18 protein-coding genes and 1 pseudogene are annotated in these 24,893 nt (G+C 41.8%); 5 read left to right on the top strand and 14 right to left on the bottom strand.

Going from position 1 to position 24,893, the window contains the following annotated elements:
- Positions 1-33: 33 nt before the first annotated feature.
- The 6 genes and pseudogenes from J8Z24_RS08410 to trhO all read right to left on the bottom strand — a co-directional run bounded on the left by J8Z24_RS08410 (position 34) and on the right by trhO (position 8,932).
- Positions 34-405 carry a hypothetical protein gene (locus tag J8Z24_RS08410; protein WP_125253936.1) on the bottom strand — a complete coding sequence of 124 codons (372 nt, stop codon included), beginning with the start codon at positions 403-405 and terminating at the stop codon, positions 34-36.
- 232 nt (positions 406-637) lie between these two features.
- Positions 638-3,688, bottom strand: a complete 3,051-nt coding sequence (locus J8Z24_RS08415) for an efflux RND transporter permease subunit (protein WP_252095628.1) — start codon at positions 3,686-3,688, stop codon at positions 638-640.
- A gap of 45 nt (positions 3,689-3,733) precedes the next feature.
- Entirely contained in the window at positions 3,734-4,750 is a 1,017-nt protein-coding gene (locus J8Z24_RS08420; RefSeq protein WP_125253934.1) for an efflux RND transporter periplasmic adaptor subunit, read from the bottom strand.
- A 216-nt stretch (positions 4,751-4,966) separates the two neighbouring features.
- On the bottom strand, positions 4,967-5,977 hold the full coding sequence (locus tag J8Z24_RS08425; protein WP_147389514.1) for an L-threonylcarbamoyladenylate synthase: 1,011 nt from the start codon (positions 5,975-5,977) through the stop codon (positions 4,967-4,969).
- Between the two features lie 322 nt (positions 5,978-6,299).
- A pseudogene (locus tag J8Z24_RS08430) lies at positions 6,300-7,681 on the bottom strand (NAD-dependent succinate-semialdehyde dehydrogenase).
- 267 nt (positions 7,682-7,948) lie between these two features.
- Positions 7,949-8,932, bottom strand: coding sequence for an oxygen-dependent tRNA uridine(34) hydroxylase TrhO (gene trhO, locus J8Z24_RS08435; RefSeq protein ID WP_176031754.1), 984 nt, complete (start codon positions 8,930-8,932; stop codon positions 7,949-7,951).
- Between the two features lie 208 nt (positions 8,933-9,140).
- Here trhO and J8Z24_RS08440 point away from each other — a divergent pair, with 208 nt between their 5' ends.
- A complete protein-coding gene (locus J8Z24_RS08440) occupies positions 9,141-10,472 on the top strand; it encodes a DEAD/DEAH box helicase (RefSeq protein ID WP_125253931.1) in 1,332 nt (443 codons plus the stop codon).
- Positions 10,473-10,474: 2 nt separating this feature from the next.
- Positions 10,475-11,305, top strand: coding sequence for a CvfB family protein (locus tag J8Z24_RS08445; RefSeq protein ID WP_125253930.1), 831 nt, complete (start codon positions 10,475-10,477; stop codon positions 11,303-11,305).
- A gap of 41 nt (positions 11,306-11,346) precedes the next feature.
- On the opposite strand, the gene J8Z24_RS08450 is transcribed toward J8Z24_RS08445, so the two are convergent.
- The 4 genes from J8Z24_RS08450 to J8Z24_RS08465 all read right to left on the bottom strand — a co-directional run bounded on the left by J8Z24_RS08450 (position 11,347) and on the right by J8Z24_RS08465 (position 19,000).
- Entirely contained in the window at positions 11,347-12,228 is an 882-nt protein-coding gene (locus J8Z24_RS08450) for a patatin-like phospholipase family protein (RefSeq protein WP_176031755.1), read from the bottom strand.
- A 155-nt stretch (positions 12,229-12,383) separates the two neighbouring features.
- A complete protein-coding gene (locus tag J8Z24_RS08455; protein WP_252095611.1) occupies positions 12,384-15,500 on the bottom strand; it encodes an efflux RND transporter permease subunit in 3,117 nt (1,038 codons plus the stop codon).
- Positions 15,501-15,508: 8 nt separating this feature from the next.
- Positions 15,509-16,546 carry an efflux RND transporter periplasmic adaptor subunit gene (locus J8Z24_RS08460; RefSeq protein WP_176031757.1) on the bottom strand — a complete coding sequence of 346 codons (1,038 nt, stop codon included), beginning with the start codon at positions 16,544-16,546 and terminating at the stop codon, positions 15,509-15,511.
- 417 nt (positions 16,547-16,963) lie between these two features.
- Complete coding sequence (locus J8Z24_RS08465) at positions 16,964-19,000, bottom strand: bifunctional 2',3'-cyclic-nucleotide 2'-phosphodiesterase/3'-nucleotidase (RefSeq protein WP_252095612.1); 2,037 nt, start codon at positions 18,998-19,000, stop codon at positions 16,964-16,966.
- A gap of 97 nt (positions 19,001-19,097) precedes the next feature.
- Here J8Z24_RS08465 and J8Z24_RS08470 point away from each other — a divergent pair, with 97 nt between their 5' ends.
- From J8Z24_RS08470 to J8Z24_RS08480, 3 genes are all read left to right on the top strand, one after another.
- The gene (locus J8Z24_RS08470; RefSeq protein WP_176031759.1) at positions 19,098-19,409 is read left to right on the top strand and encodes a hypothetical protein; all 312 of its coding nucleotides are present in this window, start codon (positions 19,098-19,100) and stop codon (positions 19,407-19,409) included.
- A gap of 348 nt (positions 19,410-19,757) precedes the next feature.
- On the top strand, positions 19,758-21,557 hold the full coding sequence (locus tag J8Z24_RS08475) for a motility associated factor glycosyltransferase family protein (protein ID WP_252095613.1): 1,800 nt from the start codon (positions 19,758-19,760) through the stop codon (positions 21,555-21,557).
- Entirely contained in the window at positions 21,557-22,360 is an 804-nt protein-coding gene (locus tag J8Z24_RS08480) for a hypothetical protein (protein WP_252095614.1), read from the top strand. Before J8Z24_RS08475 ends, J8Z24_RS08480 begins: the two co-directional genes overlap by 1 nt.
- A gap of 57 nt (positions 22,361-22,417) precedes the next feature.
- On the opposite strand, the gene pyrF is transcribed toward J8Z24_RS08480, so the two are convergent.
- Genes pyrF through ihfB form a run of 4 tightly spaced genes read right to left on the bottom strand, consistent with a single transcriptional unit; the run spans position 22,418 to position 24,867 of the window.
- A complete protein-coding gene (gene pyrF / locus J8Z24_RS08485; RefSeq protein ID WP_125253923.1) occupies positions 22,418-23,128 on the bottom strand; it encodes an orotidine-5'-phosphate decarboxylase in 711 nt (236 codons plus the stop codon).
- A gap of 28 nt (positions 23,129-23,156) precedes the next feature.
- Positions 23,157-24,293, bottom strand: a complete 1,137-nt coding sequence (locus tag J8Z24_RS08490) for a lipopolysaccharide assembly protein LapB (protein WP_147390633.1) — start codon at positions 24,291-24,293, stop codon at positions 23,157-23,159.
- A gap of 2 nt (positions 24,294-24,295) precedes the next feature.
- Positions 24,296-24,559 (bottom strand): lipopolysaccharide assembly protein LapA domain-containing protein, encoded by a 264-nt coding sequence (locus J8Z24_RS08495; RefSeq protein WP_125253921.1) that lies wholly within the window; start codon positions 24,557-24,559, stop codon positions 24,296-24,298.
- A gap of 17 nt (positions 24,560-24,576) precedes the next feature.
- A complete protein-coding gene (gene ihfB, locus J8Z24_RS08500) occupies positions 24,577-24,867 on the bottom strand; it encodes an integration host factor subunit beta (RefSeq protein ID WP_010377033.1) in 291 nt (96 codons plus the stop codon).
- Between the last annotated feature and the right edge of the window lie 26 nt (positions 24,868-24,893).

Here is a 24,893-nt window from a genome sequence, read left to right on the forward strand (position 1 = left end):
TTTGATTTTTGCATTTAATCGAGCAAATTACAGTCAATAATATTGTTTTGGTCTCTTAGCTATATAAGCAAACACACTACTAGCCACAACCACTCCAATAATAATGATCCCCGAGTCAATCATACCAACAACGGCATTTTTTGCCGGTAACACCCGCTCAATGATGACAGGTATTGTCGACACTAATACCACGGTACTAAGGACTTTAAATGCTCTAGAAAAGTCGAATCGCTTGGTATAACTCATCCATGTAGTTAATACACCTAATACTATGATCGGTGCAAGTAGGCTCATCCAAATTTGGCTGGTATAGCTTGAAAGCATCACAGTCGCGGAGCATCCTATTAGGCTCCAAATGATCCAGGCAGTCCAATTTTCCCGTTCTTTTAAAAATAAATTACCCATGACACATCTTCTTTCAATTAGCTTATTATTTTTTATTGTTATAGAAAACAGGATTTACTGTCTTAGAGTAGCAAACATAATGGCTATAAAACAACCACATCGACTGAGACAGTTTAATTTGTGGAAAGTTCAAGAAAAAATACCAAAGTATCCGTTACCACAGCATTAATCATTGCACAAAAAAAGCACAGCTATTGCTGTGCTTTTTAGGGGTTATTTTGAAGTGATAAAGTTAACTGTCTGCTTTATCAAGTTCATCTATTAATAACTTGGTTTCATCGGCTCTTGGTTTAGTGAATCTAGCTAACCCAAGATAAACGACAGGTGTGAGGTATAAAGTAAAGAATACAGCTAACCCAAGACCACCAAACACAACCCAGCCAATCGCATTTCTCGACTCAGCACCTGCGCCAACCGATAAAATCAACGGTAATGCACCTAGTAATGTCGACACCAATGTCATCATGATCGGACGTAAACGTATTACCGCAGCCTCTTCTACTGCTTGCCTAACAGTACGTCCTTTGTCACGTAATTGATCCGCGAATTCAACCAATAAAATTGCATTTTTAGCAATTAGCCCTATCAGCATGACTAAACCAATTTGAGAATAGATATTAAGTGAAGTGCCGGTTAGATAAAGTGCGAGTATCGCTGAGGAGATCCCAAACGGCACGGTTATCATCACAACAACCGCACTATTCACGCTTTCAAATTGTGCAGCAAGTACTAGCAATACAATTAAAAAGGCCAACACGTAAGTCAATAACACCTCATTAGCAGTCTCTTCAAACGTTAACGCTTCCCCTTTGAACGCCAAGGTTACGCTATCCGGTAAGCTACGCTCTGCTAGCGTGCGTAACTGTTCAACTACTTCAGCCATTGGTATTGCTTCAGGCTGCTTCATATCAAGCTCAATACTACGACGCTGAGCATGACGCTCAAGCTCAGCCGCAACGCCCTCTTCTACAATTACCGCGAGGCTACTGAGTGGGACTAACGCACCAGAGCGACTACCCACGTAGAGATTGGCCAAGTCACTGGGATCTCGAATAGTATGATTTTGTGCTTGGAGCATGATAGGAATAGATTGATCGCCAACATTAAGGTCGGCAACATCATCTCCATTGATTGCAGCCCTGAGAGTGGTTGAGATGTCACTCAAACTCACACCAAGCTCTTCTGCTCTGCGGCGATCAATGTTAACACGAAGCTGAGGTTGCGAAGGTTGATAAGATATTTGCACAGGAGCCGCATCCGGCATTTCTTTTTCAACTAAAGCAGCAAACGTCTGCGCTGCTTTGAATATTTCAAGGTAGTCATTACCAAGTAACGCAAGTTCAATTCCCCCACCTTGACCTCTTAGGTTTAGGCTATTTGCGCCAAAAGCGCGTGCCGGGGCACCTGGAATATTACCAAGGGGAGCTCGGATTTTGTCAATAATCTCTTGTTGTGAGAAATGCCTTTCATCCCAGTGCTTTAATGGCACAGTAATAAACACGATATTGGGATCCCACTGGCCAACTACAGTGTAAATAGACTCTATCTCGCCACTCTCTACAAACGGTAACAAAATGTCTTCCATTTGCTTGGCTTGCCTATCCATAAAGTTAAGACCAACACCGTCAGGCCCTCTAGCGAATATTCGGATCTTACCTCTGTCTTCTGATGGTAATAGCTCATTGTCTAGCTGTGTATACAGCGCGCCTGATAGTCCAGCGACAATCACAAATATGCCAAACGTAAGCCAAGCATGATCTAGTACCCAATGGATCGTACCACGGTACCAAGTCGCGAGCTTAACTCCCGCTTCAGAGAAAATGTGCTTTTTACCATCTTGTTTTAATTTTAGCTTTGAAGTCAGTGCCGGTACTAACGATAAAGCTACAAACGAGGAAATAATCACAGCACCTGCCAGCACACCACCAAACTCTCTAAATAATCGACCAGCCGTTGAGGGTAAAAAGGCAATGGGCACAAATACCGCAGCCAATACTGCTGTTGTGGCCACCACAGCAAAAAAGACTTCTCGGGTGCCTAATACCGCCGCTGCACGACGGCCAACCCCTTCCCCGCGACGACGCTGGATATTCTCACTGACTACGATGGCATCATCAACAATAAGCCCTGTCGCCAAGACTAATGCCAGCAGAGTAAGAATATTCACTGAAAATCCCAGCGCCCAAATAAGTGCCAGCGAGCCGATCAGCGCAACTGGGATGGCAAAAGCAGGGATCAGCGTTGCACGCCATGAACCGATAAAAACCCACAGTGTGAACACGACTAGTAATATAGTTATCACCAAAGAGCTAAGCACTTCATCCACTGACGAACGAATAAACTGGGCATCATCAGAGGTAACAGAAAGCGCGAGATCAGGAAATCGTGCTTTAGTTTTCTCAACAAGCTGTAGCACTTCATCGGAGATCTCAATGGTGTTGGACTGGGCTTGGCGAATAATTTCAAGACCAATGACAGGTTCACCATCTAGCCGCACCATAGAGCGAGGATCTGCTGGACCGAAATACACAGACGCAATGTCTCCAACGCGTGTATCACCTCGAATGATGATGTCACTGATCTGCTCTGCGGTAATAGAGGTCGCGTCTGCACGAACAATCAGCTGCTGGTCATCTGATTTCAAGCTACCGGCAGGCACATCAAATGGCGCTTGTTTAAGTGCAGCTGCTACATCTGGCACTGTTAAGTTAAAACTCGTCAACTTGAGTGGATCAAGCCTTACCCTAAGCACTCGCTCTCGGTCACCGTTGAGGCGAACATCTGCAACACCTGGAATGGTTAAAAATTGTGGTGCTAAATCTTTCTCAACACGCTCGGTTAGACCTTCAAGTGTCAATGAAGCCGAGCTTACCGTTAAAGACACAACAGCTTCAGCGTCATTATCCGCTTTTATTATCGAAACACGCTCAACTTCTTCAGGCAACTCTCTTTGTACTCGCGATACAGATTCACGGGTTTCGTTTGCCGCATCATCGAGGTTAATCCCAGGACGAAACTCAACAACAATGCGCGCATTATTTTCTTCGCTTTGCGCACGGATGCTTTTGACTCCGCTTACCCGAGCTACTGCGCCCTCTAGCTTACTGGTTACTTCGGTATCGACGGTTTCGGGAGAGCCACCAGGAAAAGAAGCTGAAACAGTTAATCTTGGCCTATCTACATCAGGCAATTCCCGTACTTCTACACCGGCTATTGCCGCAATTCCCGCAATAATGATTAACAAATTTAAAACGACGATAAGTACCGGACGGCGAATGGCCATTGACGGTAAATCTTGTAGTTGTGGTAAATCAGGCTTGGTCACAGTTTATTCCCTCGCCAGCGCATTTGTAATTGCAATCTCTTGACCAGGACGAAGTCGTTGCACCCCTTCAACAACTAATAACTCTCTTGCTGCTAACTCCCCAGACACCAGTAACTTGCCGGGTAAGCGTTGCTGGATTTTCACATCAACCCGTTTAGCTTTACCATTTTCTTCTTTCCATACATAAGGACCTGTTGCCCCCCACAGAAGCGCAGCTTCTGGAATAACTGCAAATTCTTGGCCTAGCAAAGTTAGAGATACTCTAAAGCTCATGCCCGGTAAAAACCGCGCATTTTGATTGTCGAAAATGGCTTTCACTCTCAAGGTTCTTGCTGTCGGGTCTATCCGCGAGTCCATCTGAGCTATATCAGCACTAATGCGGGTGTCATTATCATTCCATGGTGTTAGTAGAACGTTATCAATCGCTTTGAGCATGCTGTAAGCCGATTCAGGTGCGGCAAATTGAACGTAAAGTTTGTCGAAATTATCAATACTGGCAATCGCGGTTTGTGTTGTAATACGGTCGCCCACTTCAACGTCAGTTAACCCCATCACGCCACTAAACGGCGCAATAACGCGGCGATCTTCAAGCTCGTTTTCGGCTTGTACTACTGCAACTTTTGCAAGATCACGCTCTGTTACCGCCTTATCTAACTCATTGATAGGCACGGCTCCGCGCTTTTGGCTGTCGGTCAAACGCTCAACTGTACGTTGTGCATCAGCCAAGCGAATTTGTGCTTCTTTCAGCGCAGCTTTTTGACGGCGTGAATCTAATTCAAGTAACAAGGTGCCTGCTTCTACATGGTCGCCCGGACTAAAATGCACGGCGGTTACCTTGTCTCCTGTTGCGGGATAAAGTATGACTGATTGGATCGCTTCTGCATTGCCTACAGCTTGGATTTGCTCACTGCTACTTTCAAATTGAATTGGCTCTGCAATCACTTGCGAAGGTTTTGCCTGCACGGCGCTGGTTATCAACATGGTAGCTACAATAGCTACCAAGCGCGTTACTTTACACATATTAACCTTATAAACTACCTTTATTTTAGCTGCTTTGAGTGTAACAGTTATTCACTCAAACCAAGATAAACTATTCGATAACACACAGTATAAGTGCGATAAAATGCAGTATGCCTTACAGTGGCCTAAAGAAAAGATAAGCCCATGTAAAGTAAGGTAAAGTTATGTAAAGATAGTGCTCAAAATGAGCGCGATAGGCATTCGCGCTGTGGTGTTTTATTGCGCGGCTGCGCGCATTAGCCTGTCATTCACGTCTCGCCACTTAGGCGTACGTGGAGGTGCTTCCAATAAAATTTCTGTTGCACTAGATTGGTCTAACTGATGCAGGCCGTAATACAGCCCTTGTGCATACTTGGTTTTTTCCGCACCAAGTTTTAGATCCACCAGCTCATTTATATCGCGATGCTCCGAGAGTATTGACTCTATTTCTGAAGAATAATATAAAATTCCCGTATTGGGCGCACATCCTAGCTGCAAGCGAGACGTCAGCGCTTGAGTTGATAGAATAGTAAGACGTTTGCTGGGCTGATAATGCGCTTTTACATTACCAGGCACAGCCACAGTGTGGACATCAGGTTCTTCCACTTCCATATTTAGTACCGCTTCAAGATCAGCTTTGGTAATAGGCCCCGCCCTTAAGATCCTTGGTGTAGGCGATGAAATATCAACAATGGTCGACTCGAGACCCACTTCACAGGAGCCACCATCTAAAACCGCAGCAATTTTACCAGACAAACCAAATAATACTTGCTCGGCAGTGGTCGGACTGATTTTCTTGTAGGGATTCGCTGATGGCGCAGCAAGTCCCGACTGCACTTGTTGTAACAATGCTAACATCGCTGGGTGATTTGGTACTCGGATCCCAACTGTTTTGTGACCGCCAGTAACTACATCGCTGACATGTGCACGCTTTTTAGCAACTATGGTCAACGGTCCTGGCCAAAATGCGTCAGCCAAGGCATCAAAATAATCAGGCAAGGTTTCAGCCCATTGGGTTACCAAAGACTTGTCGGCCACATGAACAATGAGAGGGTGATCAGCTGGGCGCCCTTTTGCTGCAAAAATTTTTTTTACTGCATTTGGCTGATTAGCATCAGCTGCTAAGCCGTAAACGGTCTCAGTTGGAACCGCAACCAGTTGACCATCACGTGCAAGCTCAGCCGCTTGAGTCACCGCGGTTGGATCTGTTGCCAATAAATGTAAGGTAGTTAAGCTCGCTTCACCCACGTTGTCTTCTCACTGTAAAAAATGGACGCGAATTATAACCAATTTAAAATGCAAAGAGCCAGCATTACTGGCTCTGGTATACATCTATAGTCAAAAATACTTAACTTGAGATTTGGATAAGGAATGCTCCAACTCATTGTTGCTATCGCACAACTTAGTTGTTCCCTTGTCTAGCCAGAAAGTTTTAGGGAAGACACCGCTTCCGCGCCCTGCTCTCGCAAAGGTGCCTACATCCTGTAGGCAAGGCGAATTTACGCACCACTAGCTGGCAATTGGAAAGACTGGCTGCTAGAAGGCATTGATTATCCGCGGCTCAAGTTACTTACTGTGCATTTGCAACCATTACCGTTTTCACATTAACAAATTCCTTTATTCCAAAACCACCGTGCTCTCTGCCATAGCCGCTGTCCTTTACCCCACCGAATGGTAAATTGGGCTGTGCAAGAGAATAACCATTTATGTTCACCATACCTGTGTCGAACTCTTTGATGGCAAGCTCCGTTGCATGCTGCGTATCTTTGGAGAAAATCCCACCACCTAAGCCATAGCGCGAATCATTAGCCACCATCATTGCTTCAGCTTCATCTTTTACACGGATCAAAGACGCTACTGGCCCAAATAACTCATCATCATACGCAGGCATACCGGGTTTAACATCTTCTAAAATAGTGACCGGATAATAAAAGCCTTTGTCCTTTGGAATTTTGCCACCAAGTGTGCACCTTGCACCAGCGTCAATAGATGCTTCGACTTGCTGGTGTAACTCGTCACGTAAGTCTTTGCGTGCCATAGGACCAAGATCTGTGTCTGCCGCGCTCGGATCTCCAACTTTTAACTGTTTAAACCATGACACAAAGGCATCTCTAAACTGATCATAAATTTCATCAACAATAATAAAGCGCTTCGCGGCAACGCAGGTTTCACCGTTGTTGACAATACGCCCTTGTATACATGCTGCTACTGACTTTTCGATATCGGCATCCGCCAACACGATAAAAGCATCGTTACTGCCCAGTTCCAGTACTGTCTTTTTGGACAGCTCAGCAGAGCGCTTCGCAACTTGCTTTCCTACTTTGTCACTACCCGTAAAGGTCACACCACGAATGTGGTGATTTTCGATCAGTTCACCTGCTGTCTTTCCGTCAATGAGTAAAGATTGAAAACAGCCTTTTGGAAACCCAGCTTCTAAATATAACTCTTCAATTAGTTTCGCCATCCCAAACACATTAGATGCATGTTTCATGACAGTGGTATTGCCCGCCATCACATTTGAAACACTATACCTAATAACTTGGTACAGCGGAAAATTCCACGGTTGGATCCCTAGAATCACACCAATTGGCTGGTACGTGATAATCGCATGACCCTGTTCAAATACACGATGTTCATCTTGGAGCTCACTTTCTCCTTGCTCCGCTGTATAACGGCAAATCTTTGCACATAATGCGACCTCTTGCTTGCCTTGCTCCGTTACTTTGCCCATTTCCTCGGTCATTAACGCAACTAACTTGGGGGAGTTTGCCTCAATCAAATCAGCCAGTTTATTTAACTTTTGAGCCCGTTGTGTAAAGGTAGTTTTTTCCAAAATTGATAGCAATCATTCGCTAAATCTACCGCTTTATTTGCTTCATGCAAATTCATCAATTGATATTCGTTTACTGGTTGCTCGTTGGCGGGATTAATTGTAGTGACCATATTTGGCATCATGAGACTCCTTCAAAGATTGTAACAACGTAAATCAGTATTAGTGATTTACTGCTATTGCCTTTAGCTGTTGCAAAGAAAGCGCCATCAAGATATAAACATGTAACAGCATGATTTTTAATTAATTTATTTTTATTATGTGTCTTAAGAATAATAATGGGGATAACTTGGTTAGAAAAGACTACACACTGAGTATGAAAAGTTTGCACATCTCATAGCAAAAAGGAGCCATTGGGCTCCTTTTATTCATTTTATTAAAAGCAGCGCTTAAGACTTTTGGCGCTGAGCTTCTTTTTGCGCTAATTTTTCTTCTTTACGCTTTCTAATAGCCTCTTGAGCATCATGGCCAATATGCCCTTCACCACGTTGTTTAGCCAATTCAATCTGCTTTTGACGCTCAGCAAAACGGGCAATTTGCTCTTCTGTTAGATCTTTGTGGCAATGATGGCAAGACACGCCTTCCATATACTCATCACGTTGCTTTTCTTGTTCGGTGATTGGCATACGACAAGCATGACATTGATCATAAGAGCCTTTATTCAAATCGTGATCAACCGCTACACGGTTATCAAAAACGAAGCACTCGCCTTCCCACATCGTTTCTTCTTTAGGCACTTCTTCTAAATATTTTAAAATGCCGCCTTCTAGGTGATAAACCTCTTCGAAACCTTGCTCTTTCATGTATGCTGTTGATTTTTCACAGCGGATCCCGCCAGTACAGAACATCGCTACTTTTTTGTGCTTTTCTGGGTTTAGATTATTTTGCGCCCACTCAGGAAACTCGCGGAACGTCTTAGTCTTTGGGTCGACGGCATTTTTAAACGTACCAATCTCAATTTCATAGTCATTACGCGTATCAACAAGTACCACATCAGGGTCTGAAATCAATGCGTTCCAATCTTGCGGTTTTACGTAGGTGCCAACCACTTCTTTAGGGTCGATACCTTGTACACCCATGGTGACGATTTCTTTTTTAAGCTTTACCTTGGTGCGATAAAATGGGCAGGTTTCGTCGAATGACTCTTTGTAAACAATATTATCAAGGCCAGGTTGCTTGTCTAACCATGCTAGTAGTGCATCAATACCCTCTCGCTTTCCCGCAACAGTACCGTTAATACCCTCTTCGGCAAGTAATAACGTACCACGAACTTCGTTCGCTTCCATGACATCATGAAGGGGTTGTCTTATCTCTTGATAATTAGGTAAAGAGACAAACTTGTACATAGCACAAACAACGTATTGTTCTGACATTGTATTTTCCTAGATTTAAGCTTTGATTCGCTTACACATTAAGCATGACGATGTGTAAAGCATGAAAACCGAGTCGTAAACCCGGCGCTGAGGCGCGTATTCTACGGATTTTTGATTAAAATGCAAAAAACACAAATTCTATATCCGATAGCGTCTATGCTTTGGTATAATCTCGTGTTTTTAAAATTCAAGACTTGGAGAAATTGACTTGAGATTCACTGAACTTGGGATAGATACGCGCCTAGAACAACAATTAGCTCACCAAGGGATCACGGAACCGACCGAGATCCAAGCGCATGCCATCCCAACGGCTTTAGCTGGCCACGATGTTTTTGCGCAGTCTAAAACAGGCTCAGGCAAAACCCTTGCCTTCTTGCTGCCCGCCGTACAGCGTGTAATGAAGCAAAAAGCGCTAAGCAAACGCGATCCACGCGTGGTTATCGTCGCCCCAACTCGTGAACTCGCGACTCAAGTATTCTCTGAATGTCGTGCTTTGTGTGCTGGCACAAATATTCAAGTCTGTAAGGTTTTAGGTGGTGAGAACTACAACGATCAAGTAAAAGCGCTTCGCCGCGATCCACATTTTGTGGTGGGTACACCGGGACGTATTGCCGATCATGTTGAAAATCGCTCTTTGTTTTTGGGCGGCCTTGAACTGCTTATTTTTGATGAAGCAGACCGTATGTTTGACCTTGGCTTTGAGAAACAACTAGACATCATTAATGACTCTGCGGATCATCGACAAAGACAAACCCTTCTGTTTTCAGCCACGCTAGACCATACTCAGGTTGAAGCGTCTTCGCGTCAACTACTGAAATCGCCAAAACGCATTATGCTAAGTAATGCCCACCAGCAACATGAAGACATTAAACAAGCCCTGTACTTTGCCGATCATTTAGATCATAAAGAAGCGCTGCTGAAACACTTCATCACAAAAAGTGAGGTTGGCCAGTGCATTATATTTACTGCAACCCGTGGCGACACAGACAGGTTAAGTAAATTATTAAACGACATGTCGATTAAAGCGGTATCACTCTCAGGCGACATGCCACAAAGCAAACGCTTAGATATCATGGAAAGCTTTAGTCGTGGCATTTATAAAGTGTTAGTAACCACAGATGTCGCTTCCCGCGGATTAGATTTATTGTCAGTAACGCATGTTATTAACTTTGACTTACCTAAGCAGGCTGAAGAATACGTGCACCGTATTGGTCGTACAGGCCGAGCTGGCTTCAAAGGTCATGCGATTTCCCTTGTGGGTCCAAAAGACTGGAATAGTTATGTGGCAATCAAGAACTATCTTGATGAACCATTGCGCTTTGAAGAAGTGGAAGGCCTGGTTGGTAAATTCAAAGGGCTTAAACAAAAACCACAGCATGGTAAAAATCGTCCTGCAAATGTAGCGCCTAGCAAAACGAGTAAACCAAAGAAAAAGCCTGTGAAAAAAGCACAGCCACGAAAAGTGATCCAGCCACCAATTGATATTGATGGCTCAATGCCACTACGTCGCAAACCAAAACCACAAACTGACGAGGAATAATCATGCTAGGTCAAATTAAGATGTTAACCATTGAAGAACTTACCGCTGAAGGTGCGTACTTGAACGGTGGTGAACTTGGCGATGTGTTTCTTCCGCGCACAGAAGTGCCAAAGCACATGGAAGAAGGCGACTCTGTTGAGGTTTTTATTTATCAAGATAACCTTGGGCACGCTACCGCAACGACGAAAAAGCCGTTAGCGCAAGTTGGAGAGTTTGCCCTACTGCGTGTAAAAGAAATCAATAAAGTTGGTGCCTTTTTAGATTTGGGCATAGATAAAGACGTGCTTGCTCCATACAATGAGCAAAAACCGAAAATGCGCGATGGTTACAGCTATTTAGTGAAGTTGTATCTAGATAACGCCAGTAAACGCATTTGTGCATCCAGTGCACTGGGTAAATTTTTGGGTAAATCGAAAGCTCAGTATGATAAGTTTGAAGAAGTAGACTTGATTGTCGCTGCAAAAACTGACTTGGGCTATAAAGTTATTGTCAATGAAAAACACTTTGGCTTGGTTTTTTTCAACGATGTGTTTAAGCGCATGTACATCGGCCAGCGGATGAAAGGCTTTGTTAAAGCAGTTCACGACGAAGATAAGATTGACGTGGTATTAGAGAAACCTGGCATAGGGAAAGTAAAAGACCTAGCAGAGGAAATATACAGTAAACTAGAAGAAAGTGGCGGCTATTTACCATTGGGTGACAAGTCAGATCCTGACGCCATCAAACGCACTTTCTCTACCTCTAAGGCTAACTTTAAAAAAGCCATTGGTGGTTTATTTAAAGATGGCCGAATTGACATTGAAGCGACTTCTATTTCAATTCGCAAGTCTTAACCGATAATCATAGGTAGCAAGTCTCAATCTGAGATTTGCTATTACATCGGGCTGGCTTCAAACATATCACGCCACTTATCTACTGCCTTTAGCCCTAATTCAAAGCCCAATTTATAGTCTGACTTTAAGGTCTCGGAACTTGATCCTAGTACCATCGACTCTAGTGTTCTAGTTGGCGCAATTTGAATGACATTAACGTCCTCTGGCGGAGCCTTCATAAAGTTAACTGCATCGGCGTAGCGACTTTGATAGTGATGATACATTTCAAACATTTTGGGAGATTGGTTAACCCGTCGCATAATTGGTTTTAACCGCTCAAGCACTGGCATTTTGCCATCGTCGTGGGCCTCTATTGTCCTTATCACCCATATATTTTTTGCACCTTTTTGATGCGCCCAGCGAACAGGTAATGGATCGGCAACACCGCCATCCATCAAGCCATGTCCTTGCACATTCACACCAGGGCGATATAAAAATGGAATTGCACTCGACGCTTTAAGGTGCGTAAACATATTGTCATGCCACGTATGCAAATAATGTGGCGCTAGTGATTCAAGATCACTTGCTACCGCATAAAAGTTACTCTTTGGCGTTAAATGATGCGGCTCTGTAGGAAAGCGTACCTTAGTGCTGTGCTCGACTTGATGAAAATACCAATCGAGATCAATAACATTCCCCCCAGTAAAAAAGCGTGCGGGGCGAAAGAATTGCTGCTCTGTCGTTAGTGATTCAATGGCTGTTTGCGCATACTGGCTAGCACGAGCGCAATATGCAGCAAGATTTTGTGCCCCAGCTGATACTCCCACTTTTAAATCAAACGGCGTAAACCTTTTTTCAAGAAAAGCATCAAGCACTCCCGCAGTAAAAATACCTTTTTGACCTCCGCCTTCAGCAATAATTGCGGAGCGTATATTATTTGCCATAGTGTGCTCTTTTGTTATGAAAAACTGTGCTTCACTCTATTTACTGAGGACAAAACCCTGTAAATTCAAGTTTTCATTCGGTAATAAAAATGCCCTGCTGAGCATCAAAGTTCAAGCAAGGCATTTATAGTACTCTCTGAGTGACAAGGATGAGATTAGAGTTTGCTTACTGAACTCTCTAATGGCCTTTTTAAAAAGGTGACCAATAACGCAGGTAAAATGGTGAGTGTTACGATAGTTGCCATAGCAATACCGCAAAGTACTATCATACCCACTCCCCGATAAAGTTCAGAGCCTTCTCCTGGAATAAAGACCAAGGGTGCAAGACCACATAGCGTCGTCATTGTCGACATGACAATCGGTTTTAATCGTGTTTGCAGTGCAGAGATCACAGCTTCATAAACACTCATTGAGGTGTTTTCCAGATTTCTACGACTTTGATCAACGATTAGTATTGGGTTATTTACCACAGTTCCAAGCAAGATTAAAAAGCCAAGCATAGTGATCATGTCAAAAGGCTGATGAAAAGCTCCTGTAACACTTCCAAGACCATTGATAGCAATCAAACCCAGTAAACCGCCAGCCATACCGAGGGGGACTGTTGCCATAATAAATAATGGGTAACCCCAGTGTTTAAAAATAGCGACCAACAATAAATAACAAAGTGCCAATGCAACGATAAAATTACTACCTAACGTTTCTTTTGTTTTGTCTAGTTGGTCGGCTGCCCCACCAATACTCACATTGACACCGGGCAACAGATCGCCTTGTCTCTGAAGCTGTGGTAACAACTCAGTTCTAACCAACTCTTGTGCTTGCTCAAGCGCCACATTTCTTGGTGGAATGATATAAACAGTCACCGTTCTACGACCATCAACTCGGCGTAAACTATCGCTGTCAGCTTTTTCTTGCAGATCCGCTAAGGAGCTTAATGGGATTAGGCCTGCTTTTGTGACAACGGGCGACTGCGCAAGTTGTGACAGGCTTTGCTGATTTCCTGCCTCTGAAAACAAGAAAACATCCACTTTATCGTCGCCTAAAATAAGCTCATCGACATAAGCACCATCACTCAAGGCCGCGACTGTGTAGCCTAATTCATCTGCACTCATACCGACCTCAGCGAGCCGCTGCCACCTAGGTTGAATCTCAATGAGAGGTTGGTCAAGAGTCAGTGAAGAAGGTGCCGAATCTATCTGAGGGTTATCAAACACCTCTCCTGCCAATCGGTAAACCGCATCTGCAGCACGATAAAGTGCTGTTTGATCTGTGCCGCTAATGTCCAAGGCAACAGCTCTAGAACCACCATCATTACTTGAAATGATAGATCCTCTAGAAGAAAATGCACGCATGCCTGGATAGCTTCTGAATTTACTCGTGATCGCATCCATCATCTCGTCAATGTATTCGCCATTATACGGCTCGCTTAATAGCCAAATACTGCCAACACCGACGGACATTGAATAATATTTAAGAGGTGGTAACTGTGTTTTCCCCGCAACAAAATCACTATCGTCATTTTCCAGATGCTTGTTTAAGTAAGGGAGTATTTCGTCACCAATCTTCTGCATATGACTAAGGTTATACCCTGGCGGCGCTATCATCATCGAAAACGCTTTGGGCTCTTCACCTTCTGGTAGATACTCAGCTTTTGGCATAAATAGCCATGCACCACCTAGCAGTAACACACTCCCCAAAACAATACACCCAACACGAGCAGAACTGCTTGATAGCATAGCTGGAACAACTTTTGGCAACGTCAGTGTTGATAGCATGCCGCTGGTAATATTCTTGCACGCGAAATTCGCATTTGCAGCAGGCACGACGAATAACGCAACTAGCATAGAAGCGATGATCGCAGCGGAAATTGCAATAGCGACATCTGAATATAACTGCCCTGCTTCTTGCTGAATAAATAAAATCGGCGCGAACACAAGCACGGTAGTCAGTGTTGACGCCAGTACGGCTGGCCACACTTCTTGTACACCAGAGATAGCCGCTTGCAACTTATCGAGCCCACGACGTCTGGCTTGCTCTATATTTTCAAGCACAACGATAGTGTTATCAACCGTCATCCCAATAGCAAACGCGACTCCAGCTAAAGAAATAACATTAATCGTCCTATCAAAAAGTAGTAATCCCAAAAACGCTGCAATAGTACAAATAGGTACGCCCATTACACCAATGAGTGTAGAGCGTGGGCTTTTTAAAAACCAAAACATCACCAAAGTGGCGAGGAGCGCGCCTAAAATGAGGTTGGTCCATACGTTTTCAACAGATCCTTTGACATAACGAACGTCGTCGCTGAGCAACGTTAGCTGTAAACCATTGTGTGAGAGCATGTCACGATTGATACGCGCCACTACCTGCATCATTTCTTCTTTTATCGCCATCACGTTAGAGCCACTTTCTCGTCTAACCGAAAGCATTAATGCTCGCTCGCCGTTGTTATATGCAACATCTCTGACCTCGTAGTGGTCAAGCTTGACTTCAGCAATATCTTTCAGTTTGATAGTTGTATTCTGGCGTTGACTGACTACCAATTCCTCCAGTGCTTGTGCAGATTGAAAACGACCGACCATCCGCAGTAAATAGCGACGTTTGCCACTGTCTATATCTCCAGCTGACGCATCTTGGTTGCGACTTCTTATCGCATTTCTAACATCAACCAAACTAATTCCGCGACTTGCTAGTTTTTGTTGGTCGACCAAGATTTGCACCTGATAAAGTGCACCACCACGGACGTTAACTTGAGAAACACCGGAAACTCTTTCCATCTCTGGACGAATAAAGTCTTCGGCATAATCACGCAGCATATCAATATCGATGTTAAGCGGATTACCTGATTGTGGCTTTAAGTTAAAGAACATAAACGCATTGCTCGAAAATGAGCTGCTATACAACACTGGTTGATCAACATTTTCAGGATAATTTGGCACTTGAGACAATGCGTTACTGACATTTATCAGTGCTTCATTTACATCAACACCAAAAGGAAACTCTAATTCAATCTCGGCTTCACCAGTACTTGCATAACTCGACATCCGCTTGAGATTGGCAAGGGAGCGTAGGTATCGCTCTTGCTCTATTAATATTTCCTTCTCTACGTCTTGAGGTGTTGCCCCAGGCCAATTGGTAACAACAGAGATTGTTCTTACTTCCAGATCAGGGATCATTTGTACGGGGATCTTAAATGCAGCAACAATACCTAATATTGAACAGATTAATACCGTCACGGCAACGAGAATGGCATGCTTTACACTCGCTTTTAACATGACTACTCCTATAGCCTCGGCACGATATTTAACAGCTGATCGGCTTGTAACAGCTCATTGCCTTCCACTACCACTTGATCACCAACCTGCAAGCCTGAAGTCACTTCAATATATCCGTTTAATCTACTACCTACTTTTATGTGTTGGCGCTTTGCTTTACCGTTATCTACAACGAATACGCTGAAGCCACCATCAGGGTGACGCAGTACTGCATCATTTGGAATAACGACACTTTGTTGTGCATCGACCAGAGGCAGTTGCGCTGTCGCTGAAGCGCCGACTCGCAGCCCGCTATCTGTTGCTACAACCAGTCTAAGTAGAAAAGTCCGGCTAGCTTGGTCGACCACAGGAAGCTTAGCTAATACTTTTGCTTGATGTACCAAAGAAGTATCACCAGCGACATTGAAATTAACTGCGCTGCCAACTTTAACCAGTTGGAAATACTCCTGAGGTACTTGTAAATCAAGCCAAAGTGTTGCTTCGCTTACCAATTCAAAGACCGTTTGGCCTCGGGTTACCCACTCACCTAAGTCAACCGTACGTTTTGCAATAACACCGGAAAAAGGTGCGCGTAATTGGTGTCTATTTAACAATTCTTGTTGATATGTAATATTTGCTCGCGCTTCTAATAACGAGGCCTCTGCTAATTTCAGTCTAGTGTTTCGCTCTGCAAGCTCTGTTTGTGCAAACAATTTTTGTTTTGATAAGGATTTGGCTTCGTTTACGAGCCTTAATGCGTTATTTCGTTCAACTTGAGCTCGCTCTAGAGCCGCTTCTAAACTTTTAAGCTCCGCGTTTATCAATGCGGCATCTAAACCTAGCAGGACAGTTTGTGCAGTAACTATATCACCGGTTTCAGCTAAAATAGTTGTCACCACGCCATCCGTTAAGCTTGATACCTCAGCATGCTGGGCGGCGCTGATCGATCCTGTTAAAGATAATGTTCGTTGAAGTTTCTGTTGTTTCACTTCTGCCACTACCACATTGGCAGCATCAGCAAATAAATAGAAAGGCAACAGGAATAAAATTAAGCAAACGCTTTTCATATTACATTGTTCCAAAATTATTTGACCATAACCCTTTGAGTTCACACTCGAAGAATACAAGCAGATTGACAAACTGTTCCGTCCAATACGTAAAGTTGCCAAAACGAGGACACATTAACACAAATAGCAATCATTACCATCCAAACATGTTAAATGGAATAAAAAGGTAGTTGATATGATGTTAAAGGTAGCAATCAAAAAGCGACTAGCAATAATCTTTTACATATAAAGTTGTGCATAGACAAAGTTTGATTGTATATATCTTGGTTGAAACTGACCCGAAGAGCGTTAAAAATCGATTGTGAACGATAGTCCCTGACTAGTGAGCTAGGAAACGTGTTTAAGCAACAGGCAATCTATTCATTTCATAGTGAACGAAGCCGCCGAAGAAAAGATAATCGGCGGCTTTTATAAAAGTTATAGTGGTTGTGTTAAATCTAACTGATACAACGCAAATCCATTTTCGTTGGTTTTTCCGGTAGGGAGAATATGAATAAACTGCTGGCTATATAACTCTGCATCAGTGCTCGCTGAGCTAAAAAACTCAATATATGCGCCAACCACAGGAGAAAATGACCAGTTCATATCAGCGGATGGATCTAAACCCTTTGCACCATTTTTTTCACTGACATACGTAATATAATCTGCAACGACCTGACGGTTCTCATTTGGTGAATCCACCACTATTTTATCAGCTGATACGTTTGGAAAGTTACCGCCGCCCGAAGCGCGATAGTTATTTGTTGCCACTAAGAAAATTTGCTCATCTGTTACTAGTTCGCCTTGATATTTAAGTGCTTTGATCCGATTGCCGTTAGAGACCTTGTCACCATTTGCTGCGTAACGCGCAGGCTCGGTCACATCAATCTGATAAGTTACGCCATCTAACACGTCGTAATTATAAGAAGGAAAATCGGGGTTGATCAACGCCTGAACCCCCTCAGTGTTTGCTGTGATCTGGTTAAATTGTCCAGCAGACATTTCAAGCCATTCACGAACTTCAGCACCCGACAGCTTCAGTACTTTGAGCACATTTGGATAAATATACATATCAGCTACGTTACGATAAGCAATGTCTCCGGCAGGAATCGCGGTGAAATCATCGGGCCCACCTCGACCTGCGCGAAATGGTGCACCAGCGGAGAGAATAGGCAGACCTTCCAACTCCGTACCTTGGACGATTTTTGCGGTATACCATGCTTGTGCATCAGTAACGATCTGAATAGATGGATCGTCATTAACCAAGGCGAAATAGCTATTAACGGTATTGGTAATTTTTGCGAATGGTTCATTGACCCAAGTCCGCGTTTCATTATGCTCATGACGAATCGCGGCTTCAATAGTTGCATCGCTCTCTACCAAAGAAACAGTATTACGATTATCATCAGTCTCGTAAATTGGCCTGAGCATTGACTGAGAATCGACCACAACCCATTCTCCTGAATTAAACCGAACATCTAAGTCAATTATACCTAAATGATTTCCCCAAAACCCCGGCATCACCGCTGCAACACCATTAATCGTACCCTTTTCGTTATCAATACCATAAGCTTGTAAATCGCCGTAGCCAGATCCGGGAAAATTAGCGTGTGCATGGCCGAACATAATGGCATCAATACCTTCAACTTTCGATAGCGCATAAGAGGCATTCTCAGCCATTGGTTTATCCGCGCTTACATCTAACCCTGAATGTGGAATAGCAACAATGATATCAGCACCCTCAGCTTTCATTTTGGGTATATAATGTTCCGTCATTTTTATAATATCTTTGGCTATCACCTTACCTTCAAGGTTGGCCTTATCCCACTGCATAATTTGCGGTGGCACAAACCCAATAAACCCAACGTTAATCACTTGCTCCTTACCAAGTTCATCAAGAAACCGTTTTTCTTTAACAATGTAAGGGGTAAAAAAAGGGACGTCATTTGATTCGTCTTCGTCGTCATCAACTTTAAACACATTGGCGCTAATATAAGGAAAATTGGCATCATTAATTGCCTCTTCCAAAAACTCTAGGCCGAAATTAAATTCGTGGTTACCAATATTTGCAACGTCATACGCTAATGTATTCATCGCTTTATAAACAGGATGAACGTCACCTTCCTTTAAGTCTTTTATCTTAGCTATATAATCACCAAGTGGGCTGCCTTGGATTAAATCGCCATTATCAACAAGCATGGCGTTTTTCACTTCGCTTCTAGCATGGTGGATCAAAGCTGCGGTTTTAACTAGTCCAACTTTGTCATCTTGCTTGTCAGAAAAGTAGTTGTAGTTCAGCATGTTTGCATGTAGGTCCGTAGTCTCTAATAAGCGTAGAGAAACCAAAGTGCCCTCTTTGGGAAGCTCAGCTACCTTAGGTGTATTTATTTCAACGTCATTATCAGAGTCTGAGCAAGCAGTTATTATACTTGCCACACCTAAAAGCAGTGCTATTGGGAGTCGTGTTGTATTCATAAGTCCTTTCTTAGCGTTATCTGCATACTCACGTATGCTTAAGTGAATTTTATACCAACTTTCTTAATTAAGTGGTCTACTTTGAGGCCAGAAAATCTTGTCGATAACGAGGCAAAAATTTTGCTATTTAGTTGTTCTAAATAAGAAATTTTTAACGTGGTTAGCGTCAGATTTACTCCTTCAAATTGAGCAAGTATTAAGTCAAATTGGTATTAGTATTGCCTATCAATATCAAGCCATTGCATTTTGCATGGCGGATGTCACTATACGAGGTAAAAAAGTCAGAGAAGCTAAAAATTTGTGGCAGTTAAATGCAACAAATATGACGTTACTAAACCTGTTAGTTGATGATGAAAAGAGCCTCTGTATGACAGAGATTTATAAGCTGTTGGACAATTTATCCAACTGACAACATTTGCACACTAAACTGAGTTAATGTTAATTTGGGGCAGCTGAATGAATAATCGTTTTACTCTATTTCAACCTTGTGTAGTAGCAAAAGCAAGCTAGAGTTATTCGCTAGCTTTGAGTGTATATAATTTATTTAATTAGCTTGATGCCATAAGATTTCGATAAATAGTTTGTAACTTTCAGGCTAAGCGTCGATAAGTTAGCCTTCTCAACTCTTCAGGAATTGATGAATTTGACTGTCGCTTGGAAGGTAACAGCTATGGATAGTAATATGAATACTTTAAATAAAAGCAATAAAATTATAAAATAAAAACATAACTGAAAGTTTAAACGGAATAGAATGTATATGGAATTCACTGAAGATAGTAATATCAAATTCAATGTATCTTCCTGCCTTGATGAAAACGCATTACAGCAAATTGAGACAAAGTTTTATGGCGGCGATGCAAAAACCGCATGTAATCAGCAAGTCGAGTTATTTTTTAAACAACCCACACACCTTTCTTTAAGCTTTTCCAGAAATAGCACCCAGTTTTCACATCAGAAATTTATAAACGAAGCTTATGATGTGGCACAAAAGCTTGGCTTTAGGGCAAATTCAATCCCCAACAGAAGTACCTTAATAGTGCTGGGATTGGGTGCTGGCTACCATGTACCACTATTACTTGAGAAGTTAAACTACGTAGATGTAATTGTTATAGAAAATAACAAAGCGCTAGAAACTATTGCACATAACAATATAAATCTCAATTCTTTACGCGAAACATGTATAAAAAGAGGAGGAAATTTAAAAGTTCTACAGTGTCAAAACTACTCATCATTTTTATTTCAGATAAAGCAGTACTTAACCGAGCGGCATTGTGGAATACTTGCTGACATTAGCTTGTATCGACACTACAACAACGAGCTATTTGATGAAATATATGAAAAATTCACAGAGTGGAGGAACTCTCTTGTGAGCATGTGGGGATATGCTGAAGATGAAATCATAGGTATAAGACACACGTTAGCAAATAATGATAGCTTAAGAGTATTTAAAAAATCAGACTTCTCTTGCTTTTCTAACACAACAGCATTAATTGTTGGAAACGGCCCATCATTAGACTTAGTCATCCAAGATATAAAAAGCTTTAAAGGCCTAATCGTTTCCTGCGGTACCTCTTTAGCTAGCTTACTAAAAAATAATATCACTCCGCATATACATGTAGAAATGGAAAGAACTGAAAGTAATCACACGTTGAAAGAGCGTTATCTAAGTGATCCGGCATTAAAAAATACAGTTTTGCTGACATTAAACACTGTTTCACCAAAAACATTATCTTTATTTAAAAATAAACTTGTTTTTTTCAAAGCTAACGATTCAGCATCAGAAATAATAAAGCTAAGCAATAATATTGATCTTTTGCATCACTGTAACCCAACGGTAACAAATGCAGCTGCCGCAGCGTTAATCTACATGGGAGTTGAGAAAATTATATTGTCTGGATGTGACTACGGGTTTATTGATGAAAAAGAACATCATAGTATACATTCTCAATACTACAATGAAAGTGACCGCCTAAGTAAATCCAAATTTAAAGGTAGCTTTTATGTAAAAGGAAATAATACCGATAAAGTACTTACGACAAGAATATTTAATGAGTCAAAGAAATCATTAGAATCATTGTTTAGAGTAAACCCAAAGGTAAAAATTTATAATATAAGCAATGGTGCAAAAATAGATGGTACGTTACCTACTCAGAAGTTTCCATGTGACGTCGCTGAATACAATAATGAATACCTTTTACATACAATATCTACATTTAAAACTGTCAATTCAACTCGTAAAGCTATAAATAAAAATGTCTCATCTATAGTTGAGGTTATTAACAGCCTAAATAGGAAAATATTATCTTCTTTTAGCTATGGGGAGGTTGTTAACGGACTTTCAAAAACTATCAGAGAGTTAGAGGAAAATACCTATGATAGAGCAGCAATGATCCTTCTATCAGGAAGTCTTAAATATATTTTGTTTTCAATACAAAACCACACAAATCACATATCAAAAAATAGTGAGGATATATATATAAGAGAAATAAAGGAACAGCTTGTAAAAGCTATCACACAAATAAAGTTAGAAATTATAAATTTAAATAAGGATAGATAATGAAATTCAACATCTTTGCAGTTCTACCTCTCTCAGTCATATTAGTAAACACAACTCAATCAGTGGCCTCTGCTGCAGACAATATCAGAGAAACCGCGCAGCATAGCGCTGCATATCAAGTAGGTTCTGAATATAGCGCCGATATATTTAGCACAGGCGACTCATTTGGTACAGGTGACTCATTTGGTGCAGGCGACTCATTTGGTGCAGGCGACTCATTTGGTGCAGGCGACTCATTTGGTGCAGGCGACTCATTTGGTACTGGTGATTCATTTGGTACTGGTGATTCATTTGGTACTGGTGATTCATTTGGTACGGGCGATTCATTTGGTACTGGCGATTCATTTGGTACTGGTGATTCATTTGGTACTGGTGATTCATTTGGTACTGGCGATTCAACTGGTAGCTCAACGTTCCCATATTCTAGTACTGAAATAACAAAAGGCGTATTACACGTTGAATATGAGCAATATGGGTTTAGATCCCCTCTTTATGATATTTGTGTCAGAACAAATAAAAACTTAGTTATAGCTAGGGCGACAGAACAAACAGAGATTGATAGGGGTGCAGACTTTATTGCTAGAGGCAATTATAAAGTTAAGAAAAATATTTTAACTTTGAAGATTGGCGCTACCGATGCTCATAAATTAGAGAAGTTCATCTTTAAGACAAGCGAAGATCCAAATTATACCTTTATGGGTGACTGGTACATCAATAAAAATAATAAGACGAGAGTATATGCACAATATCTCTCAGAAGATTATTACTATGCTTATGGCTGTGACTTAAAACTAGGACAATAAAAAAAAGCCAACGCTCATGGAGCGTTGGCTTTTTCTTCGTTATATAACAGTATTTTTTTATGAGGCTACAATACTATCGTTAACCGCTTTTAGTGCTGCTGCAGGATCTTTAGCTTGTGTGATAGGACGACCGATAACAAGATAGTCACTACCAGCTTGCACAGCTTTTTGTGGTGTCATAATTCGCTTTTGATCGCCAGCATCAGTTCCTGCTGGTCGGATCCCTGGTGTAATAAGCTTAAACTCTTCACCAAGTTCGCGTTTCAACAATTCTGCCTCTTGTGCAGAACAAACGACTCCATCAAGACCTGACTCCTTTGCAAGTTTTGCTAAATACAGCACTTGCTCTTGCGGAGTCTTTTCAATTCCAAGTTTAAGCAATTGACCCTGATCCATACTGGTTAAGACTGTAACGGCAATAAGTAGCGGTGCTTTATCACCGTAAACTGTTAAGGCTTCTTTCGCCTTCGACATCATTTCATGACCACCACTTGCATGAACATTCACCATCCATACCCCTAGCTCAGCAGCAGCTGCTACTGCTTTTGCGACTGTATTGGGAATATCGTGAAACTTTAGGTCCAAGAATACATCAAAGTCCATGTCTACAAGTTTTTTTACAAACTGTGGGCCAAAATAGGTAAACATTTCTTTACCCACTTTCAATCGGCATTCGTCAGGTGAAAGTTGAGAAACAAATGATAATGCAGCGTCTTCATTATTATAATCAAGCGCAATCAAAACCTTTTTAAAATCTTGTGTCGACATAGTTACCCTATTTGGCCAAATCAAAAATTTAATAACCGTCTAATCCACGGCTTGGAGCAAGAGACTCCCAGTGTTTACATGAGGGACATAACCAATACATCGTATGGCTTGTAAACCCACAATGACCACATTGATAATTTGGTTTAGTCGCAATATAAGACTTAACCAGTTTATCAATTTCTTGCAATACGTGATCAATTTTAGCATCTTTACCACTTAAAAGTTGTAGCAAATAACTAAAGCCTCTAATTGATGGTTCACGCTTTAAACTATCAGTTAGAAACTCTACGGCCTCTGAGATTTTCCCTTGTCTTACCATACCTTGGCAAAACTTTATTCTAATCAATACCCCACCTTTCTCTAATAACTCAGATATCAACTCAAAGAACTGTTCGTGAATGTTTAATTTAACATAACAAGATTCAAGCTCTTCTAACACTAGAGGAGCCATAAATACAAACTGACTTACAAGTTTACGCCAATAATATATACACTTAACATAGTCATCGTGTTTATACGCATCTTTTCCCATTTCATAAAGAGGTCTAACCGTTTCATGGGCTAGAGAGGTCGCCTTTTCAAATAAGCTTGGATTATTTTCGAGAACGGCAGCTTCACAGTAAAAATTTGCAATCGTTGCACAATGGGAATTTTTTTTGAATAACTCAGAATGCGCCTCATACATATGCATTCCTTTACGCCAGTCTCTAGTTTGAGAGTAGAGGTTTAAAATCGGATCAAGCGCCTCTTTAAAACCCAATTTTACTAGAATAACTAAGTGCTCCTCGGCACTATCTAATAAACCTGCCAATATGTAATCTTGAGCAAGTTCTAAACGGCATGATTTAACAACTTCTTCATCAAGATTTGGCTGTTTAAGTAACAGTTCATGAATTTTGATTGCTCTATCTAGCTCTCCTCGCTTCCTAAATAAAGATGCAAGGGTAAGATAATGATCTACTGAATCTGCAGAGACTTCTAAAAGTTTGGTAAGATGTTCAAGACCTTGATCTTCCTCTCTATCTAATAGGAACTTCAGGCCTTTACTATATTCTGAGGTGATCTGCCTGCTTTGTTCTAGTGCTTGATTTTTAGCACTATTTTTACCCATAACATAACCGTATGCAGCGGCCACAGGTAGTAATAAAAACAGCAGCTCGATCATGACTAGCGTTCGGTTGCTTGGCTAAGCTTACTATTACTTTTTTTTAGGCGATGGTTCTGCCATTTAAGCTTAGATAAAACCGGTGCGGTTACCAATAAGCCAATCATTATTCCAAACGCTAAACAAATGCTCATTAAGGTTGCGAGTGGTAACTCTGCACTTGCAATTACAAAATTGACACCAACTACTTGTGGATTTTGTGTTCCAACTAAAAATGCAATCAGTATGGCAACAACAGCTAATCCCTTTTTCAATACTGCAACCAAGTTTTGCTCCGTTAGACTTAATTATTTAAGCTTTCGTTTACTCTATCGCGCAGTTCTTTGCCTGGCTTAAAGTGCGGGACATATTTACCGTCTAATTCAACTGTTTCGCCAGTCTTAGGATTACGACCAGTACGAGGTGAACGGAAATGAAGCGAGAAACTACCAAAACCGCGGATCTCTATGCGTTCCGAGTCTGATAATGAGCCAGCCATTTGTTCAAGGATTTCTTTTACCGCATTTTCTACATCTTTAACAGGAACATGAGCGTGCTGCAGTGCAAGTTGTTCTATCAATTCAGACTTTGTCATAATGTTTCCTTTAAGGGTATAAGGAA

This window comes from Pseudoalteromonas sp. SCSIO 43201 (assembly GCF_023716725.1).
GTDB lineage: Bacteria > Pseudomonadota > Gammaproteobacteria > Enterobacterales > Alteromonadaceae > Pseudoalteromonas > Pseudoalteromonas peptidolytica.